The sequence below is a fragment of the Acinetobacter sp. 1566109 genome, from assembly GCF_000582255.1.
Taxonomy (GTDB): Bacteria; Pseudomonadota; Gammaproteobacteria; order Pseudomonadales; family Moraxellaceae; genus Acinetobacter; species Acinetobacter nosocomialis.
Map to the genome: position 1 here is coordinate 1 of NZ_JEYB01000086.1, position 12041 is coordinate 12041.

Annotated in this window: 10 protein-coding genes and 1 rRNA gene; 7 read left to right on the top strand and 4 right to left on the bottom strand. The window is 38.2% G+C overall.

Annotation, left to right across the window (positions count from 1 at the left end):
• Window positions 1-34: 34 nt before the first annotated feature.
• Window positions 35-427 (top strand): cytochrome b562, encoded by a 393-nt coding sequence (cybC, locus tag J582_RS23295; RefSeq protein WP_004711273.1) that lies wholly within the window; start codon window positions 35-37, stop codon window positions 425-427.
• A gap of 89 nt (window positions 428-516) precedes the next feature.
• On the opposite strand, the gene J582_RS23300 is transcribed toward cybC, so the two are convergent.
• Window positions 517-1074 (bottom strand): VTT domain-containing protein, encoded by a 558-nt coding sequence (locus tag J582_RS23300; RefSeq protein ID WP_004711274.1) that lies wholly within the window; start codon window positions 1072-1074, stop codon window positions 517-519.
• A 266-nt stretch (window positions 1075-1340) separates the two neighbouring features.
• Window positions 1341-3272 (bottom strand): ATP-binding cassette domain-containing protein, encoded by a 1932-nt coding sequence (locus J582_RS23305; RefSeq protein WP_032048690.1) that lies wholly within the window; start codon window positions 3270-3272, stop codon window positions 1341-1343.
• Window positions 3273-3524: 252 nt separating this feature from the next.
• Here J582_RS23305 and J582_RS23310 point away from each other — a divergent pair, with 252 nt between their 5' ends.
• The 4 genes from J582_RS23310 (at window position 3525) to erpA (ending at window position 7604) form a co-directional block, all read left to right on the top strand.
• Complete coding sequence (locus tag J582_RS23310) at window positions 3525-4529, top strand: putative solute-binding protein (protein WP_032048691.1); 1005 nt, start codon at window positions 3525-3527, stop codon at window positions 4527-4529.
• Window positions 4530-4784: 255 nt separating this feature from the next.
• A complete protein-coding gene (locus J582_RS23315) occupies window positions 4785-5792 on the top strand; it encodes a putative solute-binding protein (protein WP_002051905.1) in 1008 nt (335 codons plus the stop codon).
• A gap of 347 nt (window positions 5793-6139) precedes the next feature.
• Window positions 6140-7144 carry a putative solute-binding protein gene (locus tag J582_RS23320; protein WP_004882610.1) on the top strand — a complete coding sequence of 335 codons (1005 nt, stop codon included), beginning with the start codon at window positions 6140-6142 and terminating at the stop codon, window positions 7142-7144.
• Between the two features lie 124 nt (window positions 7145-7268).
• Window positions 7269-7604 (top strand): iron-sulfur cluster insertion protein ErpA, encoded by a 336-nt coding sequence (erpA, locus tag J582_RS23325; RefSeq protein ID WP_000993572.1) that lies wholly within the window; start codon window positions 7269-7271, stop codon window positions 7602-7604.
• A 56-nt stretch (window positions 7605-7660) separates the two neighbouring features.
• Here the strand turns inward: erpA and J582_RS23330 are convergent, their stop codons facing one another.
• Together J582_RS23330 and J582_RS23335 are read right to left on the bottom strand one after the other, a co-directional pair.
• Window positions 7661-8506, bottom strand: a complete 846-nt coding sequence (locus J582_RS23330) for an alpha/beta fold hydrolase (protein WP_004882613.1) — start codon at window positions 8504-8506, stop codon at window positions 7661-7663.
• 126 nt (window positions 8507-8632) lie between these two features.
• The gene (locus tag J582_RS23335; RefSeq protein WP_032048693.1) at window positions 8633-9760 is read right to left on the bottom strand and encodes an anhydro-N-acetylmuramic acid kinase; all 1128 of its coding nucleotides are present in this window, start codon (window positions 9758-9760) and stop codon (window positions 8633-8635) included.
• A gap of 61 nt (window positions 9761-9821) precedes the next feature.
• Between J582_RS23335 and tyrS the strand changes: the two genes are divergently transcribed.
• Together tyrS and J582_RS27150 are read left to right on the top strand one after the other, a co-directional pair.
• Window positions 9822-11054, top strand: a complete 1233-nt coding sequence (gene tyrS, locus J582_RS23340) for a tyrosine--tRNA ligase (RefSeq protein ID WP_006581460.1) — start codon at window positions 9822-9824, stop codon at window positions 11052-11054.
• An 865-nt stretch (window positions 11055-11919) separates the two neighbouring features.
• Window positions 11920-12041 (top strand): 16S ribosomal RNA (locus tag J582_RS27150); the annotation flags it as partial.

The window sequence follows — 12041 nt, forward strand, 5'->3', positions numbered from 1 at the left end:
ATAGCTAGATTCTAAATCAGTCTAAGGAGAGAAGATGATGAGTCAAAAGTTTATAGCAAGTATGCTGATTTCATGTGCAGCTTTAGTGAGTCATTCTGCATTTGCAGCTGACTTGGAAGCTGACATGAAAACTTTAGCAAAGAGCACAAAAGCCTTTGCTGAAGCGAAAGATCTCAATAACGCAAAACAGCAGCTTGTGATTATGCGTCAGGCTGCATTATCTTCAAAAAAATCTTTACCTCATAAGTTAGAAGGTTTACCGCCGGAAAATGTACAGGTAAAGCAATATCAAGCGGGTTTAGATCAGTTGGTTGCTGAAATTGATCGCGTTACTGTATTGGTTGATAAAGGTCAATTAGACCAAGCCAAAACTGAAGCAATAAATCTGGTTAATATTCGTAATGAAAACCATAAAAAATTTAGATAGATTCATTTTGATCTAAATAAAATAAAGGGAATGATTGATTCATTCCCTTTATTTTTTTGGTTTATTTGAGTGGATTAACTTGAAAAAGATTAATTTTCTACTAAGTCTGTAACTTGAATGAGTGCGTGGCCAAACAAATATCCAGCAGTTAACAAAAGGCAGATCCACAAAATAGCTCCAGCGACATTATAGATTAAAAACTTTCCATAACTCATATTGCTAGAGCCAGCAGCTAATGGTGCAAAAGAGCGTGCAAAAGGAATAAAGCGTGCCAGAAGAATGGTTTTGCCACCGTGTTGTAAGAAATAACGGTTGGTTTTATTTAAATACTCTTTCTTAATAAAACGTGATTTTGCTTCAAAAATACGGTTACCAAAATGACGCCCAATAGAGTAGTTCACAATATAGCCTAGGGTGGCAGCTATGGTAAGCAAAGTAATCATATAACCCAGATGCATCATTTCAATTACTGAGCAAAGTGCCCCTACAGTTAGAAGTAAACTATCTCCTGGTAAAAAGAACATAAAAACAAAAGCTGTCTCAGAAAAAATGATCAAAAAGAGTATGGCATAGACCCATGCGCCATACTCCTGAATTAAAATAGGTAAAAAATGTTCAAAATTAGTAATAAAATCAATAAAATTCATTCAGTTTGTCTGATCCCGAATTAAATACCTACTCAAGAAGGGTAAAAACGAAGTTACAGAATTTAGTTAAATTATCTGTATATGGCAACCCTTAAGATGTAGCTTAAGTTTTATATGTTATCAAATTTGAATCTATCTCAAAAATTTAACAGCTGAATGAAATATTATTAGAAGTCATTCAAATTTTTATATAGTAGTGCAAATAAAGCTCTAATTTGAACTAAAAGCCAGTACTGGTACTTAAAAATACCAGTACTGGTAAGAACTTAGTTTTCGAAAGAAGCTTCCATTTCCTCAAGTTCCATCATGAGTTCTAAAAGTTGCTCTTCATGTTGTTCAAGCTTCGCCTTCAACTCAGTCTGTTCATTCATCAGCTTAAGCAAATCATCTTTACGATTCGCTTCATATAATGAGCTATCTGCTAAAGCTTCTTCAATTTCAGCAAGTCGCGGTTGAAGTTTTTCAATTTGTGACTCAACTTTTTCAATATTTTTACGAATAGGACGAGTCTGTTCGCGACGGCGTGCGGCTTCCTTACGCTGTGCTTCTTTATCAACTTTAGTTGGAGCAGGGGCAGCAGCAGATGAGTTATTTGCTGCTATAGCAGTCTGAGCATTGATCTGCTGCTGACGCGCTTCACGTAGCCATTTAGCATAATCCTGCAAATCACCTTCAAATTCGGTACATTTGCCGCCGTGTACTAAAAGAAGCTCATCACACACACTGGCAATAAGTTGACGTTCGTGGGAAACCAGAACAACAGCACCTTCAAAATCTTGTAAAGCCATGCTCAGTGCATGACGCATATCAAGATCTAAATGGTTTGTTGGCTCATCGAGAATTAAAACATTTGGACGCTGCCATACAATCAGTGCTAGGGCCAAACGAGCGCGCTCACCGCCAGAAAAGCTTTCACATGGTGTATCCATGCGTTCACCACTAAACCCGAAACTCCCCAGAAATGAACGTAAAGTGGCTTCACTAATTTGTTTATCTGCCAAACTGGCAAGTTGAAGCATCGGGCTGGCATGGCCGTCTAAAGCATCCATTTGGTGCTGTGCAAAGTAACCAATATTAAGTAACTCTGAAGCTTTACGTTCACCTGCTAGAAGTGGTAAATCACCGACCAAGCTCTTAATCAAAGTTGATTTACCTGCGCCGTTCATACCAAGTAAACCAATACGCGAATTTGGTGTAATTTGTAATCTGATTTTTTCAGCAATTAGCTTTTCACCATAACCTATGCTGGCATTATCTAACGTCAGCAACGGTGAACTCATTTTGGTCGGTTCACGAAAACTAAAAGTAAACGGTGTATCTACATGAGCAGGTGCGAGTTGCTGCATACGCTCAAGTTGTTTTATACGACTTTGTGCCTGACGAGCTTTAGTTGCTTTTGCTTTGAAACGGTCAATAAATTTTTGTAGGTGAGCACGTGTTTCTTGTTGCTTTTCAAAAGCTTGCTGTTGTTGTGCTAAACGTTCACTTCGAGTTGTTTCAAATGTGGAGTAATTACCGGTGTAAAGCGTGAGTTCCTGATTCTCAATATGGAGAATATGGTCTGTAATTGCATCTAAAAAGTCGCGGTCATGCGAAATGAGGATGAGGGTACCTTCATAGGCTTTAAGCCAGTCTTCTAACCACAAAATTGCATCTAAATCTAAGTGGTTTGTTGGTTCATCTAGTAACAGTAGATCAGAACGACTCATTAATGTACGCGCCAAGTTTAAGCGCATACGCCATCCACCAGAAAAGCTAGCAACGTTTAAACGTAATTGATGTTCTAAAAAACCTAAGCCAGCCATAAGCTGGGCAGCTTTAGATGGTGCTGAATAACCGTGAATTTCATCAAAGCGGCCATGTAGTTTAGCCAAGTCTGAATCTGTGAGTTGATCTGGATGAGCAAGCTTATTTTGAATATCCCAATATTCTTCATCACCAGAAAGAACAAAATCGATGGCAGGCATGTCTAGAGCTTTAACTTCTTGTGCCATATGCGCCACTGTCCAGACCGAAGGGCGAGTAAGAGTACCTTCATCTGCGCCTAAACTGCCTAGTAATGCTGCAAATAATGTTGATTTACCTGCACCATTGACCCCAGTCAGACCAATCTTCCAACCTGGGTGTAATTGCATAGACGCTTTTTGAAAGAGAACACGTCCACCGCGGCGTAAAGAAACTTGGTCAAATTGAATCATCTTGTCTTATCGAGGTGAGTTAGGGATGCTGTATTTTAAAGAGAACTGAACCTGAAAACAAAACTTTCAGAGTTTTAGTTTCTAAATGTTGAGATTGCATGGCTTAACCTATCTTTATTAAAGCTATTCGTCTGAAAATATCTAAATTTTTAACGAGATAGACCACATTCTAAAAAATATGGCTAAAATAAAAACAATTTAAAACTTGGTTGATAAATGAACTCCTAATAAAACTAGACTAAGGAAAGTCAAATGAAAAAAGGATGGGGGATAATTGGTGCAGTATTTTGCTGTGCTATGGGAACAGCACATGCTGGGCAAAATGTATGTGTATTCGATTTATTTGGAAAATCAGGTGAATCCTACAAAATGATGGAAGAGTGGGCACTGGCAGCGAAAAGTTGGCAGGCCGACATTACTTTAATTCCATTTCAAGACGAAGCTTTGGTAGATCGTAGACTGCGTGAGGGCAAATGTGACGCAGCTTATATGACCTCAATGCGAGCGCGAAATTACAATAAATTTGCAGGTTCGATTGATGCTATTGGTGGGGTGACAAGTAATGCAATTGCTCAAAAGGCAATTAGTTACGTTTTAGACCAACGTAATAAACATCGTATGGTAACTGCACAAAATGGAACAAACTACGAGGTGGTGGGGATTGTCCAGATTGGTTTGGCTTATTTGTTTGTAAGAGATAAAAGCCTCAACTCAATTGAAAAAGTACGCGGTACTAAATTTGCTATTTTACAATATGACGCAGCCCAAAAAATTATGGTGGAAAGTGTAGGTGCGCATCCTATCCCATCAGAAATTACAGATTTTGTGAAAAAATTTAATAATGGCCAAGTCGATGCCATTGCCGCTCCTGCTTATGCGTATAAACCATTAGAAATAGGCAAAGGTATTGGAACAAATGGGGCAATGTTTACTTTTCCCGTAGTCAACGTTACAGGGGACTTAATTGCAAGAAGTGATAGGTTTCCAGCCAATTTTGGAATGAAGTCTCGTGACTGGTTCATTAAGCAATTACCGCAAAATTTTGCGATGGTGAAACGGTTGGAAGCTGGAGTACCCTCTAAAATTAAAATCAATTTTTCAGTTGAAGATAAACTGAAATATCAAAAAATATTACGAGAAGGTCGCCTTGGCCTTACAAAGCAAGGAGTATATGACGCAACCATGATGAGTGTACTAAAACGTGCACGATGTACCATTGAACGAACAAATTTTGAATGTACGCTCAATGGTGAGTAGTTTGTTTTTTAATCACAAAATCGCTACACATATTTCAAAGCTGAATATGGGTATGAAAATTGTGAATATAAAAAGTAACTTACGGAAAATTAGTAGTTTTTAATTTTGATAAATAATTTAAATAGCACAAACAATAATCCAATGAGATAAAAATATTTGAGTAAAAGCTCTATTTTTTTCTAAAAAACATGATTAATATCTGTGTTTGAAAGGAAACTTCAAACAAAAAATCTGTTCCGTGGAAGGATGAAGAAAATGAAAAAAATCGTACTTGCTATGGCTGCCGCTTCTGTTGTTGGTTTTTCTGCTTCAGCGCAAGCAGCGAGTACCGTGTGTGTATTCGACCTCTTAGGAAAAGCAGGCGACTCATATAAAATGATGGAAGAATGGGCTCTAGCTGCAAAAGGCTGGGGTACTGAAATTAACTTGGTTCCTCGTCAGGACGAGGCTGTTGCAGATAATGATTTCAAAGCTGGTAAATGTGATGCTGTAGCAATGACTGCTATGCGTGCACGCCAATATAACAAATTCGCAGGATCAATCGACTCGCTTGGTGGTGTTCCTAATAACCAAATCGCGCAACGTGCTATTACTTATGTATTAGATGCACGTAATGCTGCCAAAATGACAACTAACCTTGGTGGTAAAAAATACGAAGTTGCTGGTATCTCTCCGCTAGGTTCAGCATTCATTTTCGTACGTGACAAAAACATCAACTCTGTTGAAAAAGCTGCGGGTAAAAAATTCGCCGTGTTAGGCTATGACGATGCACAAAAAATTATGGTGCAGCGTGTAGGTGCTCAGGCGGTTCTTTCTGATATTTCAAACTTTGCTGCTAAATTTAACAATGGTCAGGTAGATATGGTAGGTGCGCCTGCTTATGCATACAAACCATTAGAATTAAACAAAGGTTTGGGTGCAAATGGTGTAATGTGGAACTTCCCCGTATTACATGTAACTGCTGACCTAGTATTACGTGCTGATAAATTCCCTGCTGGCTTTGGCCAAAAGTCTCGTGACTGGTTCGTGAAACAATTACCTAAAAACTTTGCAATGATTAACCGTTTAGAAGCGCAAATTCCAGGTAAATATAAAATGAACCTAAGTGCTGAAGACAAACTTAAGTATCAAAAAATGTTACGTGATGGCCGTATGGACTTAACTAAACGTGGTATTTACGATGCTGGTATGATGTCTGTATTGAAAAAAGCACGTTGTTCTGTAGACAAAGCTAACTTTGAATGTTCAATGCCTGGTGAATAATTCATATTGATCTTAAAAGCCTAGACTTAGTTCTAGGCTTTTTTGCTTTATATAGGCTGTCAATTCAGCCATTGTGGTGAATTGAAAAGTCGCTAATCTAATTTGAAGATAAAACTTCATCTGGATATATGAAGGTATAAAAACTGAACAAGGATGTGAGTGATCAAAGAAGTACTATCGATATTTAAATATCTATTTTTCTTTAATTGAGCTCATATAAACAGAATTGCTCGTAAAAATATCTTAAACGCAAATTTTAGATGAAGCATATCTCATGAGAATCATGCCGACCAGCGTGAAATTTCTTGATGCTAAAAACAAAAAATCTACAAGGAAAGGAAAAGAATATGCGATTTTCCAAAACGCTTTTACTTGCGATGGGACTCACAACAATTTCATTTGCAGCCGAAGCCAAACAAACTATTTGTGTTTTTGACTTCGTTGGTAAAAATGGTGACGTCTATGCACTCATGAAAGATTATCAGCTTGCAGCGAAAAACTGGGGAGCTGATATCGAACTCAAAGTAAATCAAAACGAAGCAGTGATTGCTGAAGATTTTAAAGCTGGTAAGTGTGATGGCATTAGCGTATCGGGTATGCGTGGGCGTCAATTCAACTCATTTACAGGTTCATTAGATGCTATTGGTGCGATTCCCGATCTCAAACTTGCTGTTAAAGTCATGCAAGGTTTGGCGAGTCCAACCTTTAGTAAATATATGGTGAATGGGCGCTATGAAGTCGTTGGTGTTATTCCGGTAGGGGACGCTTACCTTTTAGTAAACGACCGTAGTATTAATACAGTGGCGAAAGCTGCGGGTAAAAAAATTGCTGTACTAGATTACGATGAAGCGCAAAAAATTATGGTTCAGCAGGTAGGGGCACAGGCTGTGAGTGCTGATGTGACTAACTTTGGAGCTAAATTTAATAATCATCAGGTTGATATTATTGGTGCCCCAGCAGCAGCTTTTAAACCTTTAGAACTACAAAAAGGCTTAGGTACGAAAGGAGCAATCGTTAACTATCCAATCTTACAGGTGACTGGAAATATTATTATCCGTCCAGATAAATTCCCAACTGGATTTGGTCAAAAATCTAGAGAGTGGGTGGCAGGCCAGTTACCACGTGCCTTTACTATCTTAGGTAAAATGAAAGCGGATATTCCGCAAAAATACTGGATGGATGTACCTGCTGCGGATAAACCAGGCTATCAAAAGCTTATGCGTGAATCACGAATTAACCTTACAAAGCGCGGCGTTTATGATAAACGGATGATGAAACTATTATGGCAATTCCGTTGTAAGCAAGACGCGAAAAACTTTGAATGTGGCTTACAAGATGAGAATTACAAATAATCTTGATAAAAATACTCAAGATTCGCTTTAAACTTCGAAGACAGACCCTATATTGATTATGCTATACTCAATATAGGGTCTTTTTTATTTTGAAAGGCACAGCAAAATCCGAGGAACAATCATCATGAATGCCCAAGCTCTAGTTTTGACAGATAATGCTGCCAATAAGGTACGCCAACTCCGTGATAGTGAAGGGAATGACGATCTCATGTTACGTGTATATGTAACCGGAGGCGGGTGTTCAGGGTTTTCATACGGCTTCAATTTCGCCGAAAGCGTAAATGAAGATGATGCTGAATTTGTAAATGGCGATGTAAAGATGCTGGTTGACTCGCTCAGCTATCAATATTTAGTTGGCTCAGTGGTTGATTATGTTGAAGGCCTTGAAGGTTCACGCTTTATTGTGCAAAACCCGAATGCGACAACAACCTGTGGTTGTGGTTCTTCGTTCTCGATTTAAAAAGAATTTTAAATAAAAAGACCTCTCATTATAGAGAGGTTTTTTTATTTATAAGATTATGCTTGATCATGTATAGATTCTAAAAAGTATTGTACGAGTTCAGGTGCATTTTGATAAGGAATCCAATGAGAGGCATCCATAAAAATAGCCTTATAATTATTTTTAAAATAGCCTGAATTTAACTTGGCACTTTTTTCTGTTACTGCAATATCATGCTTACCCCAAATAAAAAGAGTGGGGACGTCTATTGATTTAAAAGGATTTTCAGGCTTGTCCCAAAAAAAGCCCCGATACCAGTTTAACGCCGTAGTTAGCCTATTTTCTTTTATAAACTCAGTCTCGAATATTTCAATTTGCTGTTCGGTCATGTCTGATGACTTTAGAAACTTACGGCCTAATTTCGGTATCTTTTTAAATAAAAGTTCGGGCAGAATCGGGAGCTGAAAAATTGCAAAATAATAAGATTTAAAAAGTTGTCTGCTGCTTAAACAAGCTTTTAAAAAAGCAGCTTGATGAGGTACAGAAACTAAAGTGAGATGTTGAATATATTGTGGATACTTCATGGTTACACTAGACGCAATTACAGAACCCCAATCGTGCCCAATTAAATAAACTGGTTGACCAAGCCCCTTAATAAAAACTGCGACATCTTCAGTTAGTTCACTTAAAGCGTAATGAAAGCGGCTTTGTGGTCTAGCGTTTAGACTATAACCACGTTGATGAATCGCAAGTGTTCTAAATCCATGCTGATGCAATAGTTCAGAAGTTTGCACCCAACTATGTGCAGTTTCTGGAAAGCCATGCAATAAAACCACGAGAGGGCCATCTATAGGGCCTGAATCAATCACATCGAATGTCCAAGCCCCACGAGTATATTGATGAATACGGTTGGTCAAATCCATAACAACATGCCTTACTTATTTTTGTTGGCATTTATCATGAGTTTTTATGCACATTTAAATAACAGCATTTCGGGTCAGTAAATGTGCTATAAGGTCGAATCTAGGTAAAAGAACTTATAAAAAATCTTATACCGCCGTGATTGTTCCTAAAATTCTAAAATCAGACGCACCAGTTACTGCTGGTAAATTACCACTTAAACTATTCACAAAACGCATTGCTAACCATGCAAATGCTGTAGCCTCGACCCAGGTAGGGGAGAGTCCTAAAACATCTGTGGTTTGAACTGACCAATTGTGCTTACGTAAACGCCAGCGTAATTGTTCTAATAAATAAGAGTTATAAGCCCCACCACCACATACATATACTTCGCCTGTTTCCATATCAGAACGATAAATCGCTTTTTGAATAGCACGCACAGTAAGTTTTAATAAGGTTGCTTGAATATTTTCTGGTGTATCTTCTAACTCATCGTAAGTTAAATCATTACGCCAATCGATTAACTGATCATCTAGCCAGTCAATATTGAAATCTTCACGTCCCGTACTTTTAGGTGGCTCTTTAGAAAAATATTCATGCGCATGAAGACGGTCGAGTAAAGAGCGAATAGGATGCCCATAAGCAGCCCAATCACCATTTTCATCATATGGATGACCCGTATGGCGATGACACCATGCATCCATCAAAATATTCGCAGGTCCCGTATCAAAACCGAATACACCGTCAGGATTATTGGCAGGTAACATACTTACATTGGCAATGCCGCCTAAATTCAAAATCACACGATGAATGCTTGGATGTTGAAATAATGCTTGATGAAAAGCTGGGACTAATGGAGCACCTTGTCCGCCTGCAGCCATATCTCTACGACGGAAATCTGAAACAACCGGGATTTGAGTGATTTCAGTAATAATGTTTGGGTCGCCAATTTGTAACGTAAAGCCATGCTCTGGACGATGACGAATAGTTTGCCCATGCGAACCGATCGCTTTAATTTGGCTACGGTCTAATTGATGCTTTTCAATTAAGCTATTAATCCCATGACCAATCATTTTGCCTAGAGCAACATCAGCTTTACCCATACGGTCAATTTCATTGTCATCGGGTAAAGTTAATGCCATAAGCTCATCACGTAACTCGGGTTCGAAAGGAACTGTAAGAGTGGCATGAAGCTGTAGTGGCTCAAATGAAGCCGCAACAATATCTACACCATCCATACTAGTGCCAGTCATTACGCCGATATAGATTGCGCTCATATGCAACTTCCCCTGCAAGACGCTGAAAAAATGTTAGTATATCGCACAAATTGAATAACTGATGTGTTTAGGTTTTGTGATGTCAAATTTCTTGCCCGCCGAAGAACAGCTTGCCCTCATCCAACGAGGCACGCACGAAATTATTTCAGAAGAAGATTTACTGAAAAAGCTTAAAGAGAATCGTCCTCTTAAAATTAAAGCTGGTTTTGACCCTACAGCACCAGATTTACATTTAGGACATACGGTTCTTATTAACAAACTAAAAACGTTCCAAGACTTGGGCCATGAAGTTACCTTCTTGATTGGTGACTATACAGCGATGATTGGTGACCCAACTGGTAAAAGTGCAACTCGTCCGCCGTTGTCACGTGAACAAGTTGAAGCCAATGCTAAAACTTATCAAGAACAAGTTTTTAAAATCTTAGACCCGAATAAAACAAAAGTACGTTTTAACTCAGAATGGTTTAACCAAAAGTCTGCTGCTGACCTTATCCAGTTAGCGAGTCAACAAACCGTATCGCGCATGTTAGAGCGTGATGACTTTACTAAGCGTTATAGCAACCATCAGCCAATTGCGATTCATGAGTTCTTATATCCTTTAGTTCAAGGCTATGACTCAATTGCGCTTGAAGCTGACGTTGAGTTAGGTGGTACAGACCAAACCTTTAACTTACTTATGGGTCGTACTTTACAAAGCCGTTATGGCCAAGAATCACAAGTGTGTATCACTGTGCCGATTCTAGAAGGTTTAGATGGCGTAAATAAAATGTCTAAATCTTTAGGTAACTATATTGGTGTTTTTGATGCGCCAGGTGCTATGTACCAAAAAGTATTATCAATGCCTGACTCTTTAATCGAACGTTATTTCGATTTATTAAGTTTTAAATCTCTTGATGAGATCAAAGCTTTATTAGATGAAATCGCGGCTGGTCGTAATCCACAAGAAGTAAAACGTATTCTTGCACTCGAGTTGGTTGAACGCTTCCATGATGCTGAAGCAGCTGCCAATGCTCATAAGAGTGCAGGTAACCGTATTACAGAAGGTGAGGTGCCAGAAGATACACCTGAAGTGACTATTTCACGTGGTGAGTTTGGAGGCGAAATCTTTATTGCTACGATTTTACGTGTAGCAGGCCTAAACCCGAATGCAGCAGCTGCAAAAGATGCTGTAGCACGTGGTGCAGTAAAAGTTGACTGGAATGTAGTAGATGCAGGTTTCTCTGTAAAAGAAAATGGCACTTTCATTATTCAGTCAGGTAAAAAGGCAATTGCACGTGTAACTTTCACTGATTAAGAAAGTTATATAGTGAAAAGCAGGAGTAATCCTGCTTTTTTTATTTCTGAAACTCAAAATTAATTAAGGGTTCCACGTGGAACAATTTGTAATTAACTTAATAAGTAGAAAAATAGAATAAGAAAAAATAGAAAGTATGAATCAATAAATAGAGTATTTGCTCTAGTTTATCTTTGGAATCTTTGGAATCTTTGGAATCTTTGGAATCTTTGGAATCTTTGGAATCTTTGGAATCTTTGGAATCTTTGGAATCTTTGGAATCTTTGGAATCTTTGGAATAGAAAATGCTATATATGCCTATAACCTCTATAAGAAGACATCAAAAATCTAAGGTGAACTGTATTTTCCTAAAATAAAAATGAATAAAAGTAGTGAAAATGCCTAAAAAAAAGCCATATATATCACTTTTTCCGCAAAATAGTAGAAAAAAACGGCACTCAAGAGAAAAAGGCTGAAATACCCCTTGCAAAGGTAAGTTAATGGTCTATAATGCACATCCATCGGCGGTGATGCAGATAGAAACTTGTTGAAAAACAGTTACTTGAGATTAGGTTGATTGCTTTAAGTGATGAATTTGATGTTAAGTTGGTTTGAGAGATAAGTTTTAAAAATATCGAAATTACCTGTTGACTTTTAAGAGATTAAGAGTAATATAGCCGACCTAGCTTGCTGGTGACGAACCAGGAAGAAGATCATTAAGAGAATTGAAGAACAACTTGTGTGGATTTTTACTGATTGATTAATCGAAATAATTTTCATTGATTGATTGGTTTAAATTACTCGAAGTTTATTTGAGCGAAATTTAAGTCAGTAATTGATGAGCCAGAATTGGCACCTTGTCTATAAATAAGGTGCAAAATGATTTTAACTGAAGAGTTTGATCATGGCTCAGATTGAACGCTGGCGGCAGGCTTAACACATGCAAGTCGAGCGGGGAAAGGTAGCTTGCTACTGGACCTAGCGGCGGACGGGTAATTTCGATATTTT